Here is a 25,517-nt window from a genome sequence, read left to right as displayed (position 1 = left end):
AAAATTATACGTATGTCTCCAGGAACTTCAGGGTTCCTTCTATCTTCAATGTCTTGGTGCTGGCAGGAACAACGATGCTCTCGCCGCCCTGGAGCGTAATCTCGTTACCCTCGTTGTCGGTAATCTTAGCCTCACCCTTCAAGCCAATCAGAATCACGAAGCTGTCCAACTCTGAATAATCCAGCGTCATAGGCTCGTCGAGATCATAAACGGCTGTGGTGAAGTAAGGGCACTGCACCATGCTTACACCCTGGTTCTTGGCAGGAGTGTAGTGCTGGCGATAGTCTGGCAATACGGTGTAGTCGATGCACTCGGCAGCTTCCTTAGTGTGGAGCTGACGATAGTTGCCATCCTTGTCCTTGCGCTTGAAGTCGTAGATGCGATAGGTAACATCGCTGGTCTGCTGAATCTCGACAACGAAACAGCCTGTTCCGATGGTGTGGATTCTGCCGGCTGGGATAAAGAAGCAGTCGTCCTCCTTCACGTTATACTGAGCCAGGGCATCGGTGATGGTATCGTTCTCTACCATCTCCTTGTACTGCTCAGGAGTAATCTGCATCTTCAAGCCGTTGTAGAGTTTGGCATCCGGCTCGCATGGCAGTGCATACCACATCTCGGTCTTGCCGCGTTCCTTACCTTGCTTCTTGGCAATTTCATCATTAGGATGCACCTGGATTGAGAGGTCGCGGTTGGCATCGATAAACTTGATGAGCAGTGGAAACTCATTGCCGAAACGCTTGTAGTTCTCTTCTCCGAGGAAGCTTCCCTTCCGTTCTGCAACAACCTCGTTGAGGCTCTTGCCCTGCATCTCGCCATCGGCTACGATGCTTTCATTTCCTGGTACTCCAGAGATTTCCCAGCTTTCTCCCACATTCTCTTGCTTTACGTCGAGATGCTTGAAAGTGATAATCTTACTGCCACCCCAGATGGTGGATTTTAATAGCGGTTGAAATTTTAATGGTTTCATTATTACCTATATTTAGTTTATAAATGTACTCTTCAGTACGGTTTCTTACTCTCCGATAAGGCTCTTGCTGAACCTATACCTTATTATATATAACGCTTTTTGTGCGAAATATACTTAGTCTAGTAAGCGTATTTCTTACTTCAAATATCAACTTCTCTTTTATTTTCTAACTCCCCCTCTGGGTATGTTAGTTCTCTCTCCAGAATGCTGGTGTAAAGATAACCAGCACACTGAATATTTCCAGACGACCGATGAGCATCATCAGCGAGCAGAACCATTTTGCCACATCTGGCAGTTCGCTCCACGACATGGTTGGTCCGATTTCCGTACCCAGCGTAGGTCCCACATTACCCACACAACTCAGGGTGATGGTGATGGCATTGGTATTGTCGATGCCCATGGCTATCATCGTGAACGATATCACCAGACAGATGATGAGATAAGTGGTGAGGAAGGCAAGCAGCGTAACACGCTTCTGCATCGGTACGTTCACACCATCAATCTTCAATGGCAGCACGGCGTTAGGATGCAGAATCTGGCGGAATTCATTCTTCACCATTCTTACCAGCATCACGCCACGGATACATTTCAAACCTCCACTCGTACTGCCCGAGCAGGCTCCGAAGAACATGCAGGCTGCCAATACCACCCAGGTAACATGAGGCCACACAGCAGCATCGTCGTTAAACAGACCGGTGGTGGTGATGAAAGAAACCACCTGGAAGATAGCACTTCTGAAGGCATGCTCCACATCGTAGTTGCGCATCACCATCAGCTCTACCATGATGAAGGCGCTGAATGCAGCAACCAGGAATGCATAGAACTTAAACTCTGAGTTCTTGAACAGATCCTTGATTTTAAACTTGATGACGGCTGCATAGAGCAGGGTGAAGTTCACACCCGACAGGAAACAGAAGAACGTACAGATGTATTCCAGCGCTGGTGAATGGAAGAACTCGGTACTGCTGTTGTGGGTAGCGAAACCACCCGTTGCCGTCGTGCTCATCGCATAGTTGAAACTGTCGAAGAGATTCATTCCCGCCACATAGTAGGATATGATGCAGGCGATGGTGAGCATCAGATAGATACTCCATATCCATTTTGCCGAAGTGGAAAGACGGGGATGAAGCTTGGTCTTGATAGGACCTGTAGCCTCGGCAGCAAACACCTTGGTCTGTCCTCCTACAAGCGATGGCAGCAGGGCGATGGTGAAGAACACGATTCCCAGACCGCCTATCCATTGGGTGAGCGAACGCCAGAAAAGCAGTCCGTGGGGGAAACATTCTACATCGTCTAATATTGTAGCTCCCGTTGTCGTAAATCCCGACATGGTTTCAAAGTAGGCATCGGTAAAGTTGTTGATGTATCCACTCACCATGAAGGGGAGGGTTCCGAAGAAACTGAATACAATCCATGAGAGCGTTACCACGAGATAGGCATCACGGCGCGACATTGAGTTATCGGCTCCATGACCTCGCCATTTCAGCACCAGCCCGCCTCCGATGGTGGTAAGTGTTGCCACAATGAAGGCAAAGATGTCGTCCTGCTGGTAATAGAAAGCTACCAGCAGACTGACGAAGAGCAGGAATGCTTCTATGAAAAGCAGTTGCCCTAAAATCTTATATATTAATTTGCTGTTTATCATATATGAAGTATTTGTCTATCTCCTTCACGCTTAGATGAAGTATTTCTCAATTTTCTTCATGTTGATGTTGTGGCAGAAAACCATCACCGAGTCGCCCGGTTCTATCTGGGTATTACCCGAAACGAGCATTCCTTCTTCACCGCGAACCAGTCCACCGATGGTTACACCGATAGGCATGCCGAGTTCTTTCACCGGTTTTTGGGTTACCTTTGAACCTTCTTTGGCTATGAATTCAGCCACATCGGCATTGGCGCTCATCAGGAATCTCACGTTCATCACGTCGGCATCGAGCATCATCTGGTAGATGTAGCTGGCGGCAATCATCTTCTTGTTGATGATGGTACCGATATCCAGACTCTCTGCCATGCTCACGTAGTCTACGTTTTCTACGGCAGCCACCGTCTTGCGCACACCCATTCTCTTGGCTGTAAGACAGGCCAGGATATTGGTTTCGGCGTTACCGGTCAGTGCCACGAAGGCCTGCGTGCTGCGGATACCTTCTTCTATGAGCAGCGGAATGTCGCGTCCGTCTCCATGAATAATGAGCGTCTTGTTCTCATCGAGAATATCGTTGAGGTATTCGCAGCGCTCCTCGCTCATCTCGATAATCTTGCATTCCATATATTCCGGCATCTTCTTCACGGCTCTTACGGCTGTGCGTCCGCCACCCATAATCATCACGTTCTTCACATCCACATAGTGTTCCTTGCCCACAATCTTGCGGATATATGGGATATAGTTGCGGGTGGTCATGAAGTAGGCGAGGTCGTAGAGTTTCAGCTCGTCGTTACCGCCAGGGATGATGGTCTCGCTGCCTCGCTTGATGGCTACCACGTGATAAGGGTCGTTAGGACCGCTGATGTTCTTGAGCGGTTCGTTCAGTATCTCGCATCCTTCGCGCAGTTTGATGCCGAGCATGACGAGTGCGCCGTCGTGCACATCCCAGCGCTGACGTACCCAACTCATTTTCAGCCCGTTATTGATATCTACGGCTGCGAGCATCTCCGGATAAATCAGTTTGCTGATACCTAATTCTTTGAAGAATTCCTGAGCCTGCTGGTCCATATATTCCGGGTTATCCACGCGGGCCACCGTTCTTTTTGCACCCAGGTTCTTGGCAAGGATGCTAGCTGTGATGTTGGTACTTTCTACCGGAGTAACGGCGATGAAGAGGTCGGCATCTGCTACTCCCGCATCGCGTAAGATGTGAAGACTGGTAGGCTTGCCCAGCATGGTGAGCAGGTCGCAGTCGGAGCCAATGCTTGCCAGACGCTCTTCGCTTTCATCGATGAGCGTAATCTCTTCATTGCTGCGTGACAGGAGTCTCGCCAGGTGAGTACCTATGGCATATGCGCCAGCTATGATTATTTTCATTTCTTAATTGCTTCTTTGATTGATTCTTTATCGAGATGCACGATTTCTCTGAGCTGTGCCACGGTTCCGTGTTCCACAAACTCATCTGGCAATCCCATTCGGGTCATCTTTGGCTGATAGTCATGGTCGTTCATCCATTCCAGTACGGCTGAGCCCATACCGCCCATACGAACGCCGTCTTCGATGGTGATGATGCGGCTGAACTTTTCGCCCACCTCTTTCAGAATGTCTTCATCGAGTGGCTTGAGGAATCGCATATCGTAGTGGGCGATGCTCATTCCGGTTTCGGCTTCTACCTCAGCGATAGCCTGGGCGGCATCGTTTCCGATAGGACCGATGGTAAGAACGGCTACATCGGTGCCGTCTTTCAGTTTTCTGCCGGTACCGGTCTTGATTTCTTCCATCGGGTTGCGCCAGTCTACGAGCACACCCTTGCCTCTCGGATAACGGATTACATAGCTTCCATGACCTGGCAACTGGGCTGAATACATCAGGTTGCGCAACTCATGTTCGTTCATCGGAGATGCGATGGTGAGATGCGGAATCGGACGGAGAGCCGCCATATCGAAGGCACCATGATGGGTTGGTCCGTCTTCACCTACCAGTCCGGCACGGTCAAGACACATGATAACCGGCAGGTTGAGCAGTGCCATGTCGTGGATGATGTTATCGTAGGCACGCTGTGCAAACGAACTGTAGATGTTGCAGAAAGGAATCAGGCCGTCTTTCGCCATACCTCCAGAGAAGGTGACGGCATGCCCCTCGGCAATACCTACATCGAAGGTACGGTTTGGCATCGCTTTCATCATGATGTTCATGGAGCATCCTGTAGGCATGGCTGGCGTCACACCTACAATCTTCGGGTTCTTCTGAGCCAGTTCCAACAGCGTCTCACCGAAAACATCCTGATATTTCGGAGGCTGGTTGCTGGTATCGGCAATGATTCTCTCACCCGTTTCCGGATCGAATTTGCCTGGCGCGTGCCAGATGGTAGCACTCTTCTCGGCTGGTTCGTAACCCTTTCCCTTGGTGGTATGCAGGTGCAGCAGCTTAGGACCCTTCATGTTCTTAAGCTGTTTGAGCACTCTCGCCACTTCCTTCACGTCATGACCGTCGAAAGGTCCGAAGTAGCGGATATTCATACCCTCGAAGATGTTCTGCTGATGACTCAGTGCCGACTTCAGTGCATTGTTCAGGCGCAGAATGCCCTTCTTGCGGTCTTCGTTGAGATAACCTTTGGAGTGCAGCCACTGCGATGCCTTGAAACGGAGGCGGTTATAGGTCTCGTTGGTATCGAGGTTCAGGAGATATTTCTCCATACCGCCCACAGCCCGGTCGATGCTCATATCGTTGTCGTTCAGGATGATGAGCATGTCGTTAGGTGTACTTGATACGTTGTTCAGTCCCTCGAAAGCCAGTCCGCCGCTCATGGCTCCATCGCCAATGACGGCTACCACGTGCCTGTTGGTATCTCCGTTTTCGCGTGCGGCAACGGCCATACCGAGTGCTGCGGAGATGGAATTGCTCGCATGTCCGCAGGCGAAGGTATCATATTCGCTTTCTAAAGGTGTAGGGAATGGACGGATGCCGTGCAACTTGCGGTTGGTACAGAAGTTGTCGCGGCGTCCTGTTAATATCTTATGTCCGTAGGCCTGGTGTCCCACATCCCATACAATACGGTCGTATGGGGTGTTGTAGATATAATGTAGGGCTACGGTTATTTCCACCACGCCAAGAGAGGAGGCAAAATGACCGGGGTTGACGGCAACCTCGTCGATAATGTCTTCTCTTAACTCTTTGCAGACTTGTGGCAGCTGGTCAATGCTCAGCCGTCTCAAATCTTCCGGGTATTTTATACTATTTAATAGACTAAACTTGTTCTTGTCCATGTTTTCTTCGTGAAAATCTTGTGCAAAGATAATGCTTTTTTCCTATATAAAGCACTTTTGAGGCAATATTTTCGCTTTTTCCGATTATTCTTTGTATTTTTGCAAAGGAAATTTCTGAAAAAGGAATGAAATCCGGAATTAGTTATATAACAATAAGCAAATAAATACCTTTATCGTGATGAGAAAAAACGTATTACTTTTGGGAGCCATGATGATGGCTTCCATGTCTCTGATGGCGCAGACCAAGGGTGGCGGCATCAGTCAGTCTGCTCTCCAGCAGATGGAGAAAAGCCAGCAGGCAGGTGTAGCCAACAAGGCACTCTTCAATGCGATTGCCAACAACAACATTGATGACCTTGTGAAGAATCATGCCAACGAGGCCCCGGTTGATACTCATTTCAGCATCGAGACTCCTTCGCAGAGCATTCACAACCAGAAGAGTTCCGGCCGTTGCTGGATGTTCAGCGGTTTTAACGTGCTCCGTTCTAACTTTGCTGTCAATGACAAGCAGGGTAGAGTGGTGGAGTTTTCTCAGGATTACCTCTTCTTCTATGATCAGCTGGAGAAGGCTAACCTGATGCTTCAGGGGGTTATCGACCTTGGCAAGAAGAGCATCGAGGATCCTCAGGTGCAGTTCTTCTTCAAGAATCCGCTCAATGATGGTGGTACTTTCTGTGGTGTTGCCGATTTGGCAAGCAAGTATGGTCTCGTACCAATGAGCGCCCAGCCTGAGACCTTCTCAAGCAATAATACTTCCAAGATGAGCCGTCTCGTAAGCAGCAAGCTCCGCGAGTATGGTCTGGAACTCCGCAAGATGGTGGCTCAGGGCAAGAAGTCGGCAGCTATCCAGGCTCGCAAGAACGAGATGCTCGGTCAGGTTTATCACATGCTGAGTCTTACTCTCGGCGAACCGGTAAAGGAATTTACCTATGCTTTCCGCGACAAGGACGGCAAGCAGATTGGCGAGGCAAAGAAGTATACTCCTAAGAGTTTCTATGAGGAAACCGTAGGCAAGGACCTGAACGGTACCTTCCTGATGGTGATGAACGACCCACGCCGTCCTTACCACAAGACATACGAGGTAGAGTACGACCGCCACACCTACGATGGTCATAACTGGAAGTATCTGAACTTGCCTATGGAGGAGATTGCCCAGCTCGCTATCGCCTCTCTGAAGGATGGTCATAAGATGTATTCAAGCTATGATGTGGGCAAGCAACTTGATAGAAAGCGCGGCTATCTGGCTCTCGACAACTTCGACTATGGAAGCCTCTTCAATACCTCATTCCCAATGAATAAGGCTGACCGTATCTCTACTTTCGATAGCGGTTCTACTCATGCCATGACGCTGACAGCTGTAGATCTTGATGCCAATGGCAAGCCTGTAAAGTGGAAGGTGGAGAACAGTTGGGGTGCTGACAATGGTTTTGCCGGTTGCTTCATCATGACCAACGATTGGTTCAACGAGTACATGTTCCGCCTGGTAGTAAACAAGAAGTATGCTTCTGAGCAGCTCTTGAAGGAATTCGACCAGAAGCCAACCATGCTGACTCCAGATGATCCTCTGTTCCAGTTGGAAGACTAATTCATCAAGAAATATAGATTTAAACCGTATTTTTCTCGCGAAAAGAGAAGAATACGGTTTATTTTTTGTATTTTTGTACCCGAAATAATGGTAAGAACGTTATTTATATAAAAGTTATATAGATTATGTTAGAGAAAAGTAAGCGTGAGCGCATCATTGCGCTCGTTAATAAAGAGGTGGTTCCTGCCATCGGCTGTACCGAACCGATGGCTGTGGCACTATGTACAGCCAAGGCTGCTACTACATTGGGCAAGCGCCCTGAACGTATTGAAGTTCTTTTGAGTCCTAATATGCTCAAGAATGCGATGGGTGTCGGCATTCCTGGCACGGGTATGATCGGTTTGCCTATCGCCGTATCGCTGGGGGCGCTCATCGGAAAGCCTGAATATCAGCTGGAAGTGTTGAAAGATCTTACTCCCGACAGTCTGGAGCAGGGCAAACAATATATCAAGGATGCGGATATCAACATCAAACTGAAGCAGGGTGATGTGGATAAACTCTATATCGAAATCATCTGTCATGCCGGTGAAGACCGGGCTACGGCAATTATCTCCGGTTCACATACCCATTTTGTGTATGTTGAGCGTAATGGCGAGGTGGTGCTCGATAAGCGTGGCGGTACTGTGGGTGATGAGGCTGATGATGACATACAGCTCAATTTCCCGATGGTTTACGAGTTTGCTACAACAGCTCCGCTCGATGAGATTTCTTTCATTCTCAAGACCAGAGACTATAATATGAAGGCTGCCGAGTTGAGTATCAAAGGCAACTATGGCCACTGTTTGGGCAAGACGATGGACCGTCCGTTGAGTCATGGTATCTTCGGCGATAATATTTTCTCGCATATCATCTCCCGCACCGCTTCAGCCTGTGATGCCCGTATGGGTGGTGCCATGATTCCGGTGATGAGTAACAGCGGCAGCGGCAACCAGGGCATCTGTGCAACGAACCCTGTGGTGGTTTATGCGCTGGAGAACGAGAATACCGAGGAGGAAATGAACCGGGCCCTGATGCTCAGTCATCTGACTGCCATCTATATCAAGCAGAGCTTAGGCAAGCTTTCAGCTCTTTGCGGTTGTGTGGTAGCCAGTACGGGCAGCAGTTGCGGCATTACCTATCTGATGGGTGGCGATTATACCCGCATCTGCAATTCTGTCAAGAATATGGTAGCCAATCTCACCGGTATGATTTGTGACGGAGCGAAACCAAGTTGTGCCCTGAAGATTTCATCAGGTGTCAGCACTGCCCTTCTTTCCGCCCTCCTTTCTATGGAAGGCAAGTGTGTCACCTCTGCCGAGGGTATCGTAGATGATGATGTGGATAAGTGCATCCACAACCTCACGAGCATTGGTGCCGATGCGATGCGAGCTACCGATGATATGGTGCTCGATATCATGACGCATAAATAATATAGCTTTTGATAAGTTATTTAAATAGTCTTAGAAACCTATATTGTTTACCTTTTAAATATAGTTTCGTATGGTTGCCGGCAGCTGCCAGCAATCTTGCTGCCATATGCCGACAATGTTGCTGCCATATGCCAGCAACCTTGCTGGCGGCTGCCGACTATTAGATAGATCTACTTCTTCATGCCGATAGATACGGCTTCTGTAGCTAATTCACATGCTTGCAATGGATTATAACACAAAGCTACAATGGACTTAAAGCATGATGTTTATACTATTACCAATATTATGATCTTGCGTATCGTTATCATCTTATTCTTAAAATTAAAAGATATTAAAAAACTGGCTTTTTCTTGGAGATAATCGCGGATATGTGTATATTTGCATCATCTGATAATCGCGGATAGGTGTAAAAACTGAGAAATGTTAATCGCGGATAGGTGTATTTTTCCGATAAAATTAATCTAGGATAGGTGTAAATTATGAGAAGAAAAGTATATGATCAACTCAAGAAATGGAAAGAAGAACAGAACGGAGAAAGTGCTGTTCTCATCAATGGTGCCCGTCGTGTAGGAAAGAGCTATATCGTAAAGGAATTCGCTCAAAAAGAATACAAGAGTTATATTTTACTTGATTTCAATAAAATAGGAAAGGACATAAAATCCTTGTTCGAAACCTATCTGGATGACTTGGATACGTTCTTTATGTATTTAAGCAGTTTCACCAATACACCTCTATATCCAAGAAATTCGGTTATAATCTTTGATGAGGTGCAATTGTATCCCCGGGCTCGTACAGCTATCAAGTATCTGGTTGAAGATGGTCGTTACGATTATATCGAGACTGGTTCGCTCGTTTCTATCAAAAAGAACGTAGAGAATATCATGATTCCTTCTGAGGAGGAAGAAATATTGATGTATCCTATGGATTTCGAGGAATTCTTGTGGGCACTGAACAATGAAACCCTGATGCCGCTTATACGAATGAACTTTCAGAAAAGGCATGAGATGGGACAAATGATGCATCGCATGGCAATGGACTATTTCAGACAGTATCTCATTGTTGGAGGAATGCCGCAGGCTGTAGCTAAATTTGTAGAAACCAGAGATTTCAATAAGGTGGATCGTGTGAAACGCCAAATTCTTACTTTATATCGTAATGATATCCAGAAGTATGCGTCAACTTATGTATTTAAAGTTACTCAGATTTTTGATACTATTCCTTCTCAGCTTCAAAAACATGAGAAGAAATTTATGTTGAAGGCACTCACCGAAGGGGCGAGAATGCGAGATTATGAAACGGCATTCTTTTGGCTGTCAGATGCCATGATAGTCAATATGGCCTATAATACGACAGAGCCAAGCATCGGTCTTGGCATGAATACCGATGATACGACATTGAAATGCTATATGGCTGATACGGGGTTGCTCATCAGTCATGCTTTCAATGAAAATACGATAGTGTCTGAAAACTTATATAACAAGCTTCTGGTAGATAAGCTGGAGTTTAATGGTGGAATGATAGTTGAGAATATTGTTGCTCAGATGTTACGTTCGGCAGGGCATAAGCTGTATTTCTTTTCCAAATATAGTAAGGATGATGCCCAGGAAAGGATGGAACTGGATTTCCTGATAGCCAAAGATACCATAACGTCAAAGCATAATATTTCACCGATAGAAGTGAAGTCAACTAACAGATACACGCTCACTTCTCTCAAAAAGTGCATCGCTAAATATGGTAGCTATCTGGCAGAACCGTATGTTTTGCATACTGCTGATTTGAAAGTAGAGGAGGGAATTACTTATTTGCCATTGTATATGACAGGGTTATTATAAGTGGTTTTAGTTGAATGGAAACGGCTCGCAAGAAATCGAAACTTCTTGCGAGCCGTTTTATTATAGTGATGCAAGTGAATTCTTCACTCTTCTTTCTTCACTCCCAATTACACGAGTGTTGCAACGATTTCCTCACGGGTTCCTGGCAACATATCGATAACTGGAATCTCTGGCATGGTGTAGCAACCTGGCTGCAGACGGAATGAAGCACGAGCCACGTTAACCAATACCTGAGCGGTGAGGGCTGGGTTGTTGATGCTCATGTTGAACTCGAAGCGCTGGTTCTGGGTCTTGCCTGATACACCCTTGCGAACGAGGTTCACACCATGACCCATATCCTTTACATCATCTACAGATGCTACGGCAAATACGTGGGTCTCATCGTGAGCGAAGTATGGATCTGCCTTGATTTCGGCTGTTACATCCTCAAGCTTGGCACCTTCTTCCAACTCTACGTATACCATACGGCGGTGGATACCCTCACCCAATGGGATGGTTACAGAGAGTGCTTCCTTTACGCCCTTCTTGCCACGAACACAAACTGAGTGACCCATACTCATACCAGGACCGAAGTTGGTATATGTCAAGCCCTTAGGAGCAAGGCTCTCCATCAGAACACGTACGATAGAATCAGAACCTGGGTCCCAACCAGCAGAGATAACGCTTACCTTGCCAGCCTTCTTACAGTTCTCCATCTGCTTGGTACGGTAGTCGAGGATGCTGGTGTGGATATCGAAGCTGTCTACGGTGTTGATACCGAGAGCAACAATCTTCTCTGCATACTCAGGGCAAGAGCGGGTAGGGGTTGCGAGGATAGCAACATCTACATCCTTCAACTTGGTGATGTCATCTACTACTTCATAGTTTGCCAACTCAGCTGGTTTGTCCTTGGCACCCTGGCGACGTACAATACCTGCAATCTCAAAGTCAGGAGCTGCTTCGAGTGCCTCAACAGTAAACTTACCGATGTTGCCGTATCCTACTACGGCTGCTCTAAATTTCTTCATTGTCTTATTTCTTTTATTTTGTTGTTTTAATTTCTTTTATTTGTTGCGGTTTAGTCATCCAACGGATATGTTTTCCGCTTTTCATTCTATTTCCGGTTGCAAAAGTATAGCTTTTTCTTGAAATACGTGACGTTTTAATAGAATTTTAACTCATAAAAGTTGCAAAAAGTAGTAAAATCATAGTTTTTAGGTATGAATAAGCGGAGATTTGTAAGGTATCTGCTGCAAGAGCCTTACAGTTTCGCTATTTTGTTGCGAAACATCATTCATCCTCTTTCCAATACCTCCCGATGTGCTTTGAATTACGTCCTGACGTAGCTTTTGCTGCGTCCCGACGTCTCTGGCTCTGCGTCGGGACGTATTACATGCTACGTCGGGACGTAATTTTATGGAACTCTATTACAATAATCCCGCCCTTCGCACGTTATTAATATATTAATTTAATTAGGAGAAAAAGAAAATGATAGAATATATTCATGGCGATCTGACAGAACTGACACCTGCGCTGGCTGTTGTTGAGACTGCGGGGGTGGGCTACGGACTCAATATATCGCTCAATACATATACTGCCATTCAGGGCAAACAGGAAGTGAAACTCTATGTTCACGAAGTGCTGGTGGCTGGTGGAAGAGATGACTCTTTCACCCTTTTCGGCTTTGCTACCAAACAGGAACGTGAACTCTACCGCCTCCTTATCACCGTTTCAGGAGTAGGTGGAAATACAGCCCGTATGATTCTCTCTTCACTCTCGCCACGCGAACTCTGCGAAATCATCTCTACAGGTAACGACAAGGTGCTGAAAACCGTGAAGGGTATCGGACTGAAGACTGCACAGCGAATCATCATCGACCTGAAAGATAAAATCGTGAGCCTTGGCATTGCTGACGAACTGCCAGCCAGCGGAGGCAATGTGGTGATGGTGAACAATGACGTAAAGGATGAGGCGGTAAGCGCCCTCACCATGCTCGGCTTCTCGCCGGCACCATCTGCCAAGGTAGTAGTAGATATCCTTAAGGCACAGCCTGATCTCCCGGTAGAACAGGTTGTGAAACTGGCATTGAAGCAAATCAAATAAGTTAGGAGTTCTTGTCGATGAAACAGAAGCAAAGATTTATATCTTTTCTATTGGCTTGGCTGATGGTGGCAACCTTTGGCTATGCGATAGCTTTGCCTCAACTTCAGGACGATAAAAAGAAAACCCATACCAGCACAGCCCAGCCCGTGCAGCTCGATGAAGATACCATTCCCGATTCACTGCTGCATACTCGCTGGCAGATTCAGCGCACCCAACCTTACTCCCTGAGCGACCTCTATCAGAGTCCGCTCGACCTGAAACGTCCTGATAATCTGCAATATCAGGTAGTCTACAACGATACCCTCGACCGCTATATCATCGGCAACCGCATGGGCTCAACCTGGCTTTCGGCTCCTATCATGCTCACTCCGAAAGAGTATCTTGCATGGACCGAACAGCAGCAGCGCAACAGCTACTTCCGCAAGCAGAACGATGAAATCTTCCAGGCAAAAGGCAAGGAGAAGTTCGATTTCTCGGATATGCACTTCGACTTGGGACCTGCCGAGAAAATCTTCGGTCCTGGTGGCATCAGAGTGAAGACACAGGGTTCTGCCGAACTCAAGTTCGGTATCAACAAGAAAAACATCGACAATCCTTCGTTGCCTATCCGCAACCGAAAGACGACGATGATGGATTTTGATGAGAAAATCAATCTCAACGTCAACGGAAAGGTGGGCGATAAGGTGAACATGAACCTGAATTACAACACCGATGCCACCTTCGATTTCGATGCACAGAACATGAAACTGAAGTACGACGGCAAGGAAGATGAAATCATCAAACTCGTTGAGGCGGGCAACGTCTCCTTCCCTTCCAACTCTTCGCTCATCAAAGGCGCCAGCAGTCTGTTTGGTGTTAGAACCGATATGCAGTTTGGCAAACTCAAGCTGCAGATGGTGGCTTCGCAGAAGAAGAGTGCATCGAAGAGCGTATCTACCAGGGGCGGTGTACAGCTCACTCCTTTCGAGTTGAATGTTGCCGATTATGAGGAGAACCGCCACTTCTTCCTCTCTCAGTATTTCAGAAATCATTATGATGCCTGGATGCAGAAACTTCCTAATCTCACCACGGGCATCACCATCAACCGTGTGGAGGTGTGGGTTACCAACAAAACCGGCAATACCACCAATACCCGAAACATCGTAGCCCTGACCGACCTGGGCGAGAACCAGAAACTGAGCAACCCGATGTGGGCGGCGAGCGGACAGGTGCCTTCTAACCAGGCGAATACAGAGTATGCGGCGATGACAGGGCAGTATGCTGCTGCCCGTGACATCGACCAGGCTTCAACCACTCTCGATGGAGGCGGACTGGTTGGCGGAGCCGATTATGAGAAACTGGAGAGTGCCCGTCTGCTCAATTCTTCTGAGTATACAGTCAATACCGCCTTGGGTTATATCTCATTGAAAACCAGTCTGCAGACCGACCAGGTACTTGCCGTAGCCTATGAGTATACATCGGGAGGCGTTACCTATCAGGTGGGCGAGTTTGCATCCGATCTCAGCGATACCAAGCAGGCACTCTTCGTGAAATCGCTCAAGAATACCAGCAATAATCCGCGACAGGGCAACTGGGGGCTGATGATGAAGAACGTTTATTATCTGGCTTCTACCGTAGAGAAGGAGAAGTTTCGCCTGGATGTGAAATACCAGAACGATACCACCGGCGTATATCTCAGTTATATCCCTGAGCAGCAGGTGAAGGAGCAGCCTATCATCCGTGTGCTGGGCGCCGACCGTCTGGATAACAACAACAAGGCACACAGCAATGGATATTTCGATTATGTAGAAGGCTATACCATCTCTAATGGACGCGTGTTCATTCCGAAGGTAGAGCCTTTCGGCAGTTATATGCGTGATTATCTGGTCAAGCGGGGCGTGGCTGCCGACAAGGCAGAAAAGTATGCCTTTACCGAACTTTATGACAGTACGAAGACCATAGCCAAGCAGATAGCCGAAAAGAACAAGTATCAGATTGTGGGACAGTTCAAGGGCTCTGCAGCCAATGTCATCTCGCTCGATGCCTACAATGTGCCACAAGGCTCGGTGGTCGTTACGGCAGGCGGTATCACCCTGAAAGAGGGCACCGACTATTCGGTAGATTACAGTGCCGGTGAGGTGACCATCCTGAACCAGAGCATCATCGATGCCGGTACGGCTGTCAACGTTTCTCTGGAGAGTAATACCGATTTCGGACAAACCCGAAAAACGATGTTCGGACTGAACTGGGAGTATGATTTTACCAAGAACTTCCAGTTGAGCGGTACTATCCAGCACCTCTCCGAACAGGCGCTTACCACCAAGGTATCCATGGGCTCCGAACCGCTGAAGAACACCCTTTGGGGCATCAATCTCAACTGGCGCAAGGAGAGTCAGTGGCTCACCAATGTGCTTGACAAGATACCATTCCTGCACCTTACCCAGCCATCGCAGATATCCTTTACAGGAGAATTTGCCCAGCTCATTGCCGGTGAGGCAGGTGGCACACAGGACAATGCATCTTATATCGATGACTTCGAGGGTACGAAGACCACCATCGATGTAACGACTCCTACCTCCTGGTTTATATCCAGTGTGCCTTCGCTCAATTTCAAGGACGATTACAGCGATAAGACCGGTCTGAGCAGCGGTTTCCACCGTTCGCGCCTAGCCTGGTATACCATCGATCCGCTGTTCACCCGCCGTGGAAGTTCGCTCACTCCGGGACATATCAAGGGCGACCTCAAGCAGTTGAGTAACCATTATGTTCGTGAGGTCTATACCAAGGAGCTCTTCCCATTGCGCGACCAGAGCAGTTATCAGGGCGCTACCAATACCCTGAATGTACTCAATCTGGCCTACTATCCAAGTGAGCCGGGACCATACAACTTCAATGTAACAGATTTGCAGGCAGACGGAACCCTGCAGAATCCGCAGCGCAACTGGGGCGGAATGATGCGTAAACTGGATACCAACGATTTCGAGCAGGCAAACATCGAATACATCGAGTTCTGGATGCTCGATCCGTTCATCTATTCCCGCGAAGAGGCTGATGCTGCCGATTACGGTGGCGATTTCTACATCAACCTGGGCGAGGTGAGCGAGGATATCCTGCGTGATGGCAAGAAATTCTATGAGAGTGGCATGCCGGTAGATGGCAGCAAGAGCTACACCTATACCCAGTGGGGTAAGATTCCTACCCAAAGCACCGTGACCTATGCCTTTGCTACCACCAGTGGCAGCAGAGCCTTGCAGGATGTGGGTTTCAACGGACTGACTGATGCCGAGGAGCAGGAATTCTACAAGAGTGCTTATCTCGACCAGATTCAGGGCAAGGTGAACCAGGCGGTGTTCGACAGTATCTTTGCCGATCCGGCACGTGATGACTACCACTATTTCCGCGGTTCCGACTGGGATGAGATGCGTGCTCCTATCTTGCAGCGATATAAGTATATCAACAATCCTCAGGGCAACTCGCCTGACAGCGACAGCCGTTCTGAGAGCTATGATACTTCTTATAAGTCAACGCCGGATGTCGAGGATATCAACCAGGATTATACGCTCAACGAATATGAGAAATACTTCCAATACCGTGTCAGCATCCGTCCGGAAGATCTCGTGGTGGGTAACAATCATATTGTAGATAAGCGTGAATACAGCCAGACCTGGCGTGATAATACCAAGTCTACCGTTACCTGGTATCAGTTCCGCATACCTATCGATGAGTTTGAGAGCCGTCAGGGCAACATCAACGATTTCTCCAGCATCCGCTTCATGCGTATGTTCCTCACCGGTTTCAAGAAACCTATCGTGCTGCGTTTCGGTACCTTCGACCTCGTGATGGGCAAGTGGCGTACCTATGATCAGCCGCTCGGCGCAGCCAGTGGCGGAACCCTCGACGCAAGCAGCGTGAGTCTGGAAGAGAACGGCGAGAAGACACCGGTCAACTATGTCTTGCCTCCGGGTATCAAGCGCGAACAGGATCCTAGTCAGCCTCAGTTGGTTGAGGCGAACGAGCAGGCGTTGAGTCTGGTGGTCAAGAATATGAGCACAGGCGAGGCGAAGGCGGTTTACAAGAATTCTACCCTTGATCTGCGCCAGTACAAGCGCATCCAGATGTTTGCCCATGCCAATGCATTGGAGCAGAATACCACCCGTCTGCAGGATGGTGATCTCTCAGTCTTCATCCGTCTGGGTAGCGATTACAAGAATAATTACTACGAGTATGAAATCCCGCTGAAGCTCACCGAGCCACGCTCCAACTATAACCGCTATGTGCTTGCCGACTGTAAGGCGGTATGGCCTGAGGAGAATATGCTCGATGTGCCGCTGAGTGTCTTTACGGCATTGAAGAAAAACCGTAACAAGGCGAAGGCACAGGGTGTGGCTTCTTATCTCGCTCCTTATTCCATGATGGATGCAGAACATCCGCAGAACAAGATTACCATCGTGGGTAATCCGAGTCTCGGCGAGGTGAAGACCATGATGCTGGGTGTGAGAAACAATTCTGCCGACATCAAGAGCGGTGAGGTATGGATAAACGAACTCCGACTCAAGGAACACAATAATTCGGGTGGTTGGGCTGCCAATGCCAACCTCAACGTACAGCTCTCCGATTGGGGTAGCGTGAATGCCACTGGCAGATACATCAGCGAGGGATTCGGCGGTCTGGAAGATGGCGTGGCAAGTCGCACTACCGATAATTACGGTACCTACAGTGTGACCACATCGCTCGAAATGGGTAAGTTCTTCCCTGACAAGGCGAAGGTGAGCATACCTTTATATTATAGTGTTACCAAGGAGAAGACCACTCCTAAGTATAATCCGCTGGATACCGATATGGAGTTGAAGGATGCCCTCGATGCTGCCGGATCCAAGCATGAGCGCGATTCTATCGAGAACATCGCTGCCACCAAGATTACGCAGACCAACTTCTCTATCTCGAATGCCCGGGTGGGTATCGCTACCAAGCGCCATCCGATGCCATACGATCCAGCCAACTTCTCATTCACCTACAGTCATCAGCATCAGTATACTACGGGTGAAACGACGATGTATGAGCGCAAGGACAACTGGCGCGGAGCCCTGGATTATTCGTGGAGCCCGGTTTATAAGGCTTGGGAACCATTCAAGGGACTGAAGAACAAGAGCAAGTGGCTCGACATTCTGAAACGTTTCGGACTGAACTGGCTGCCGCAGAACATAGCCTTCAATACTGAGATGACGCGCGACTACTACGAGTTGCAGGAGCGCGATATGGAAACCCTGATGAGTGGAGCTGCCGGAGTAGACTCCAAGTTGCCGCTCACTTTCAGTGAACAGTTCCTCTGGAACCGTGAGTTCTCCATCAACTGGGATCTGACCAAGAACCTGCACATGAACTTCCAGAGTGCTACCCATGCACAGATAGAGGAACCATATACACCGGTCAACAAGGATCTTTATGCCGACCAGTATCATGCCTGGAAGGACTCCGTATGGACCAGCATCCGCCACTGGGGTGCACCGCTCGACTACAGTCAGAATTTCCAGGCATCCTACAAGGTGCCTCTCAATCTGCTGCCTGTCTTCGACTGGGTGAACAGCGATGCCTCTTACAATGCCAACTATTCTTGGGAGCGCGGTACAGAGGATGAGGAGGGTAACTCGTATGGAAACACCATCAATACCCAGCGCGAACTGACATTGAACGGAAACTTCAACCTGGTGAAACTCTACAACCATGTGCCTTTCCTGAAGAAGGTAAACGATAAGTTTGACCGTACCCAGAGTAGGGCACAGATGCAGCGCAAGAAGCAGGAAAAAAAGAAAAAGAAGCAGGAAGCAAAGGAACAGGCGGCTGATCCGAAGAAGGCGCTGCCTAAGAACAAGCGTGCCTTCGAACGGGAAATCACCCTCCTGCCTGATACCACATTCAAGATACGCCACGGCAAAAATACCAAGCGACTGATTGTGAATGCCAAGACGGAAGACGGCAAAGTGTTCCCGCTTAAATATAAAAAGGTGGATAATAACCAGATTAGAATCATCTCAAAGGTAGATACTGCCATGAAGGTGAAACTCTCTGTCCTGGCAAAGGAACCGCTTGATGATAAGAAATGGTATAAGGGATTGCAGTTGGCTAGTCGTCTGGCAATGATGGTGCGCAATGTGAGCATCAACTATCGCAGCAGCTATCAGCTCACCCTGCCGGGCTTCTTGCCTAGTGTGGGTGATGCCTTCGGACAGAAGAAGGTGGGACAGATGGCACCGGGTCTTGACTTCGCCTTCGGTATGGTTGGCGACGATTATATCGAGAAGGCTAGAAACAACGACTGGCTGCTCTGCAACGACAGTATCGCAACACCTGCTACTACCAGCAGAACGGATAATCTTACGTTGCGTGCCACCCTGGAGCCAGTCAAGGATTTCAAGATTGATCTCTCAGCCACACGTACCAAGACCACGCAGAAGAGCATACAGTATATGTATGAAGGAACGCCAACTACCCAGAGTGGAGCCTTCCAGATGACTACCATCTCGCTGGGTTCGGCTTTCGAGGGAATGGGCAATGCCAATTCGGGGTATCGCAGCAAGACCTTCGAGAAGTTTGTCAACTCGCTGGCTGGTTTCAGAGATAGGGTAGAGGCGCAGTATGCAGGTACCGTTTATCCGGCTGGTTCGGCTCTGGCTGGCGGCAAGTTTGATGCTTCCCGCACACCGGTCAACCAGTATAGCAGCGATGTCATGATTCCTGCCTTCCTCAAGGCTTATACCTCGATGGGTGGAAATTCGCTTTCGGTATTCCCGGCATTGAGTCGGATGTTGCCAAACTGGACCATCCGTTACAGCGGACTGGGACGTCTGCCTTGGTTCAACGAGCACTTCAAGAGTGTCAACATCAACCACTCTTACAAGAGCGTCTTTGCGGTTGGCAGCTACAACAGTTACAGCACCTTCCAGGAGTATATGAACGGTCTCGGCTTCGTGAGTGATGCCACTACGGGCAATCCATCTCCAAGCAGCATGTTCAACATTTCGCAGGTAAGTATCAACGAGTCGTTCTCGCCATTATTGGGTATGGATGTCACATTCAACAATAATATGACGGTGAAGGCAGAATATCGCCAGACCCGTGTATTGAACCTCAGTATGACGAGTGTGCAGCTGAACGAGGCATTGAGTAAGGACTGGGTAATCGGTATGGGTTACCGCATCAACAACTTCGATGTTTTCGGTTGGGGCGCCAAGGCCTCCCGTTCCAAGTCGAAGGGCGGCAACAAGAATGCAGCCAATAAGAATGCGTCAACCACCAAGACGGTTCAGAATGGTACCAACCATGACCTGAATCTACGTCTTGACTTCAGTTTCCGCAAGCAGGCAGCCATCGTTCGTGATATAGCCTCAATGGTAAGCAGTGCCAGCAGCGGCAACAATGCTCTGAAACTGAGTTTCTCTGCCGATTATACCTTCAGCAAACTCCTTACCATGAGTTTCTATTATGACCGTCAGACCAACACCCCGCTCCTGTCGAGCAGCAGTTATCCTACCACCACACAGGATTTCGGCCTGAGCATCAAGTTCTCGCTGACGAGATGATGTTTTTATCGCCCAACTGCGGTGCAAAGGTACAATAAAAAAACATTGCTTTATAAGAATGGGGTCATGTAAATCGGAATCAGGAGTGTTTGCCCATCTTTCTGCAGATCTTTGGTGTAAACCAAGTACGGATTTACTATCCTGTTGGAGAATTTTTGGCAGAAAGCATCAAGCGAGGCATGCGTTTTGTATCCAGACGACTTGACCTCTATAGGGCACAACTTACTGCCGCGTGACAACAAAAAGTCGATTTCGTAAGAATGCGTGGCATCTTTTGGAAAAGTATAGTAAAAGAGCTTGTTGCCTGAGGCTCTCAGCATTTGGGCAACCAGATTCTCAAATACGTATCCCATGTTGGTGGATAGCTTGTCGCTCAACAGTTTCTGATAGATGATGTTCTCCGTATAATCCTTGTCCCAGAAAGCCAAAGTTACGAATAGTCCCGTATCGCCTATGTACAGTTTGTACTTGTTGATGTTGGCAGTCAGTGGCATTCCTACATTCGGATCATCCGTGTGGTACGCAATGTTAACAGTCTTGCTGTCTTCTAAGTTGAGTATCAACTCATCTATTTTCTCAGCAGCCATTCTTCCTACAGCAGAAGTAGGCTGATAGCGGAGCTGGTTCCTGCTCAATTGGGCTGGGATAGACATGAATAGTTTGGATATTTTGCCCGATGGGTCTATCTTTCTGAAATCATCAGCATATAGTTGGAGAATCTGTCGCTTTACGGTATCTACTTGCTGTAGATTATTAGTGTTAAGATAAGCTTTGATAGCTTGTGGCATTCCTCCTACCAACATATATAGGCGTAGCTCTCTCATCTTCAATCTGTTGACTCCCTCGCCTAGAGATATTTTCTTATCGAAAACTTGACGCAGCAGAGGCACGCTAGCCGTGTCTCCCATGGCCCATCTGAACTCTTCGTAATCCATCGGAAACATCTCGATACGATGTTCTTCGCTAGGGATGCTAATGTCCTTAGTGCTCTTATGTATGCTGATAAGTGAGCCAGTCTCTATATAGTCATATCTACCGTCTTTTACCAAATACTTGATGGCTTGTCGGGCTTTCGGACATTGTTGTACCTCATCGAAGATGATAACCGACTTTCGCTCATGCAATGTTTTATTGTAAGCATTCTGCAGGAAAAGAAAAATGAAATCCATATTCATAAGATCATCAAAGAGTGCTTTCACTTCCTTGGAAGCCTCATTGAAATCTATCAAAATGTATGATTCGTATTCATTCTTGGCAAATTCTTCTACGATAGTTGACTTTCCAATACGGCGAGCACCCTCTACAAGGAGGGCTGTACTTCCCTTGGAAATTTCCTTCCATTCAGCCATTTGGCTATATATTTTTCTCTTGAATACCCTATTCTCCATATTTTCAATGTTTTATGGGTGCAAAGATATATAAAAAATATGTTTTACCAAAATCTTTTTAGCAAAAATATGTCGTTTTACCAAAATTTATTTTTGCGATTTATGTCGTTTTACCAAAATCTTTGCTGCAAAAGTGTGGTCATCTATGTCATTAAGAATTTGAACTGTAGGCAAAGAAAAAGCCGCTAGGATATCGTGTGAGAATATCCTGGCGGCTTTATATGGTAGCTTGAAAAAACTTTATTTCTTGTCGTAAGCATGAACAGGGTAGTCGATGGTATAGTGAAGACCACGGCTCTCCTTGCGCTCTATCGCCATGCGGGTGATGAGATAACCCACGTTGATCATGTTGCGGAGCTCGCAGAGTTCCTTGCTTACCTTTACACGCTTGAAGAGATTCTCGGTCTCTTCGTAGAGAAGGTCGAGACGGTCCCATGCTCGCTTCAGACGGAGATCGCTGCGCACGATGCCTACATAGTTGCTCATGCATTCGCCAACCTCTTTCACGCTCTGTGTAATCAGCACCTTCTCTTCGTTGGTCAAAGTACCTTCATCGTTCCATTCTGGTACCTTCTCGTTGAAGTCGTATTCATCTACATGTTCAATACTGTGCTTGGCAGCAGTCTCGGCATAAACCACAGCCTCGATGAGCGAGTTGCTGGCAAGACGGTTACCGCCATGCAGACCGGTGCATGAACACTCGCCCAGGGCATAGAGACGGTTGATGCTTGAACAGCCGTTCAAATCAACCTTGATACCACCACACATATAGTGAGCGGCAGGACGAACAGGGATATATTCCTTGGTAATGTCGATGCCGATGCTCAGACACTTGGCGTAGATATTAGGGAAGTGACGCTTGGTCTCCTCTGGATTCTTATGGGTTACATCGAGACAGACATGATCCAATCCGTGAATCTTCATCTCCTTATCGATGGCACGAGCCACGATGTCACGAGGAGCCAGGCTCAATCGCTCATCATATTTCTCCATGAAACTCTCGCCGTTAGGCAGACGCAAGATGCCACCGTATCCACGCATCGCCTCGGTGATGAGGAAGGCAGGATGAGTCTCGCCCGGATGATAGAGGGATGTAGGGTGGAACTGAACGAACTCCATGTCGGCCACGGTACCCTTGGCACGGTATACCATCGCCTCGCCATCACCGGTAGCGATGACAGGGTTGGTGGTAGTCTGATAAACAGCACCACATCCACCGGTACACATCACGGTAACCTTACTCAGATAGGTATCCACCTTCTGGGTATCAGGATTCAATACGTATGCACCGTAACAGTTGATATAAGGAGTGCGGCGGGTAACACGGGCACCGAGATGATGCTGTGTGATAATCTCTACTGCGAAATGATTTTCCTTGATATCGATATCCGGACAGTTGCGCACAGCCTCCATCAGACCGCGCTGGATTTCTGCACCCGTATCATCTGCATGATGAAGGATGCGGAACTCGCTGTGACCGCCCTCACGGTGGAGGTCGAACTTGCCGTCCTGCTGCTTATCGAAGTTGACGCCCCACTGCACGAGCTCCTTGATCTGCTCTGGTGCCATGGTGACAACCTGCTTCACTGCTTTATAATCGCTGATATAATCACCAGCAATCATTGTATCCTGTATGTGCTTGTCGAAGTTATCCACTTCCAAGTTGGTAACTGACGCCACACCACCTTGTGCGAATGACGTGTTAGCCTCGTCGAGCGAGGTCTTGCAAATCATACACACCTTACCTTTATGCGCTCTGGCTACTTTCAGGGCGTAACTCATACCGGCAACTCCTGAGCCGATAATCAGAAAATCATACTTATAAACCATGAGTTTATTCTTATCTAATTTCAATATTAAGAACGTGTGTTTTTATCTATAAAACAGCCCCATTCTCTCAGAATTAATTCTTAATTCGTTGCAAAAGTAATAATTAATCTTTAAAATGAGTAATAAGAGAGGGATTTTTTGTAATTTTGCAGCGAAATTTAAGGTTATATAGTCTTTTATACTATCAAAAGGTCGTAAAAACGACAATAATATAAGGTAATAAATCAAAGTTATGGCAGATAGAACTTTTCATAAGCGCTTTACGCTGACGGCACGTATCGGTGTGGCGGTGTTTGCAATCCTGGCTCTCTATTTCTTCTGGGTCAAGCTGGCTATCATCGGCATCTTTGTGGCTATCATCATCGTGGGCATGATAGAGCGCATACTGAATACAACCTATACCTTCAAGATGGTAAAACCGATAGACCTGGATGAGGAGATGGAATATCTCATCATCAATGAGGGCAGGTTCTCTTCCAACAGAAATGTGCCGCTATGTGATGTCATTGATGTACACATCGCCAAGACTTTCTTCGGATTAGACCATTGTGTGGTCATCGAATACGGGCATAAGAATATTGTGACCGTTCAGCCGGATAATGAAGAGGCATTTATGGAGAGAATCAAAAATAAATAATTTCTTTTATGTTCAGGTGAACTGATTGTGATGAAAAAGATAATATATATGATGTTGGGTCTGATGATGGTATGGATATCTGTACCGGTGCAGGCCCAGAATGTGATTGAAGATGAGGGAATAGAAACGGTTGATGAGGAGGATGTTTCCGATTCTACACTCGTTGACTCCCTGGCTGCGGATACGCTGACGCAGAAATTTCCTTGGCCCGAATCGGTGAAGGTGGGTGTTGATAAACTCCTTGAAAGCAAGATGTTCGAAACATCACAGGTAGGACTGATGGTCTGGGACCTGTCTGCTGACTCTTGTATCTATCAGAGAAATGAACGGCAGCTGATGCGTCCGGCAAGTACGATGAAGCTCCTGACTGCCATTACGGCGCTCGATAAGTTGGGCGGTTCTTACCAGTTTAAAACCACTCTGAAATATACTGGTACCATTGAGAATGGAGTATTGACGGGTGATGTCTATTGTATAGGCGGTATGGATCCCCGTTTCAACAGCGATGATATGTCGGCATTTGTCAATAGTCTGAAGGATATGGGTGTTGACACCATCCGTGGCAGCATCTATGCCGACCGTTCTTTGAAGGATGTCGATCTGTTGGGTGAAGGCTGGTGCTGGGATGATGACAATCCGGTGCTTTCGCCACTGGTGTTCCAGCGCAAGGACATCTTTATGGATAAGTTTCTTGCCAAGCTCCGTGAGGAGGGTATCGAATATTCCTGCTTTGGGGCTTCAGAGAAGACTTGCCCTGCGAGTGCCTTTACGGTCTGTACCCGATTCCATACGATGGATCAGATTCTGCACAAGATGATGAAGGAGAGTGATAATCTCTATGCCGAGAGTATGTATTATCAGATTGCGGCTTCTACGGGCAATAAATGGGCGAGTGCCAAGAGTGCCCGGAATGTGGAAAGACAGCTTATCCGTAAGATAGGACTCGATCCGGCAAGATATAAACTGGCTGACGGCTCGGGACTTTCGCTCTATAATTATCTCAGTGCCGAACTGGAGGTGAAACTGCTGCGTTATGCTTATCTCAACGGTAATATCATGGACCATCTGAAGCATTCGCTGCCTATCGGTGGGGTTGACGGTACGTTGAAAAAGCGTATGAAGAACAGTTTTGTGCATGGCAATGTGAAAGCAAAGACGGGTACGCTGACGGGCATCATCTCATTGGCGGGTTACTGTACCGCAGCCAATGGTCATGAACTCTGTTTCGCCATCATCAACAATGGTATCATGCATGGCAATAATGCCAGACACTTTGCAGATAAAGTATGTACTTTGCTCTGCCAACCGTGAGCGTTAGTTGAT

General features: G+C 47.7%; 14 protein-coding genes. 7 read left to right on the top strand and 7 right to left on the bottom strand.

Translation table 11 applies throughout. The features are described 5' to 3' along the window. Nucleotides 1-4: 4 nt before the first annotated feature. The 4 genes from KUA46_RS10505 to dxs form a co-directional block, all read right to left on the bottom strand. Entirely contained in the window at nt 5-967 is a 963-nt protein-coding gene (locus KUA46_RS10505) for a type I phosphomannose isomerase catalytic subunit (RefSeq protein WP_153082103.1), read from the bottom strand. Nucleotides 968-1,154: 187 nt separating this feature from the next. Continuing rightward, entirely contained in the window at nt 1,155-2,612 is a 1,458-nt protein-coding gene (locus KUA46_RS10500; protein ID WP_022121038.1) for a TrkH family potassium uptake protein, read from the bottom strand. A gap of 30 nt (nt 2,613-2,642) precedes the next feature. Continuing rightward, the gene (gene trkA / locus KUA46_RS10495; protein ID WP_217326372.1) at nt 2,643-3,986 is read right to left on the bottom strand and encodes a Trk system potassium transporter TrkA; all 1,344 of its coding nucleotides are present in this window, start codon (nt 3,984-3,986) and stop codon (nt 2,643-2,645) included. Next, complete coding sequence (gene dxs, locus KUA46_RS10490; protein ID WP_153084963.1) at nt 3,983-5,875, bottom strand: 1-deoxy-D-xylulose-5-phosphate synthase; 1,893 nt, start codon at nt 5,873-5,875, stop codon at nt 3,983-3,985. Before dxs ends, trkA begins: the two co-directional genes overlap by 4 nt. 178 nt (nt 5,876-6,053) lie before the next feature. Between dxs and KUA46_RS10485 the strand changes: the two genes are divergently transcribed. From KUA46_RS10485 to KUA46_RS10475, 3 genes are all read left to right on the top strand, one after another. After that, nucleotides 6,054-7,460: an aminopeptidase C gene (locus KUA46_RS10485; protein WP_218487394.1), complete on the top strand. Its 1,407-nt coding sequence runs from the start codon at nt 6,054-6,056 to the stop codon at nt 7,458-7,460. A gap of 125 nt (nt 7,461-7,585) precedes the next feature. Beyond that, nucleotides 7,586-8,869, top strand: coding sequence for a serine dehydratase subunit alpha family protein (locus tag KUA46_RS10480; RefSeq protein WP_022121042.1), 1,284 nt, complete (start codon nt 7,586-7,588; stop codon nt 8,867-8,869). A gap of 479 nt (nt 8,870-9,348) precedes the next feature. Beyond that, the gene (locus KUA46_RS10475) at nt 9,349-10,701 is read left to right on the top strand and encodes an ATP-binding protein (protein ID WP_217745902.1); all 1,353 of its coding nucleotides are present in this window, start codon (nt 9,349-9,351) and stop codon (nt 10,699-10,701) included. A gap of 107 nt (nt 10,702-10,808) precedes the next feature. Here the strand turns inward: KUA46_RS10475 and KUA46_RS10470 are convergent, their stop codons facing one another. Then, a complete protein-coding gene (locus KUA46_RS10470) occupies nt 10,809-11,708 on the bottom strand; it encodes a diaminopimelate dehydrogenase (RefSeq protein ID WP_006849374.1) in 900 nt (299 codons plus the stop codon). A gap of 460 nt (nt 11,709-12,168) precedes the next feature. Here KUA46_RS10470 and ruvA point away from each other — a divergent pair, with 460 nt between their 5' ends. Then, entirely contained in the window at nt 12,169-12,783 is a 615-nt protein-coding gene (gene ruvA, locus KUA46_RS10465) for a Holliday junction branch migration protein RuvA (protein WP_022121046.1), read from the top strand. Between the two features lie 17 nt (nt 12,784-12,800). After that, nucleotides 12,801-20,339: a cell surface protein SprA gene (gene sprA / locus KUA46_RS10460; RefSeq protein ID WP_218487395.1), complete on the top strand. Its 7,539-nt coding sequence runs from the start codon at nt 12,801-12,803 to the stop codon at nt 20,337-20,339. Between the two features lie 50 nt (nt 20,340-20,389). Here sprA and KUA46_RS10455 read toward each other — a convergent pair whose 3' ends face one another. Continuing rightward, a complete protein-coding gene (locus tag KUA46_RS10455) occupies nt 20,390-21,688 on the bottom strand; it encodes an ATP-binding protein (protein ID WP_256625063.1) in 1,299 nt (432 codons plus the stop codon). A 279-nt stretch (nt 21,689-21,967) separates the two neighbouring features. Further along, on the bottom strand, nt 21,968-23,557 hold the full coding sequence (gene nadB, locus KUA46_RS10450) for an L-aspartate oxidase (protein ID WP_153084111.1): 1,590 nt from the start codon (nt 23,555-23,557) through the stop codon (nt 21,968-21,970). Nucleotides 23,558-23,789: 232 nt separating this feature from the next. On the opposite strand from nadB, the gene KUA46_RS10445 reads away from it, so the two are divergent. Next, nucleotides 23,790-24,194, top strand: coding sequence for a hypothetical protein (locus tag KUA46_RS10445; protein WP_117693494.1), 405 nt, complete (start codon nt 23,790-23,792; stop codon nt 24,192-24,194). 30 nt (nt 24,195-24,224) lie between these two features. Next, the gene (gene dacB, locus KUA46_RS10440) at nt 24,225-25,505 is read left to right on the top strand and encodes a D-alanyl-D-alanine carboxypeptidase/D-alanyl-D-alanine endopeptidase (RefSeq protein WP_218487397.1); all 1,281 of its coding nucleotides are present in this window, start codon (nt 24,225-24,227) and stop codon (nt 25,503-25,505) included. Nucleotides 25,506-25,517 lie beyond the last annotated feature (12 nt).

The sequence above is a fragment of the Segatella copri genome, assembly GCF_019249765.2.
Taxonomy (GTDB): Bacteria; Bacteroidota; Bacteroidia; order Bacteroidales; family Bacteroidaceae; genus Prevotella; species Prevotella copri_K.
This window is presented reverse-complemented; position numbering and strand designations above follow the sequence as displayed.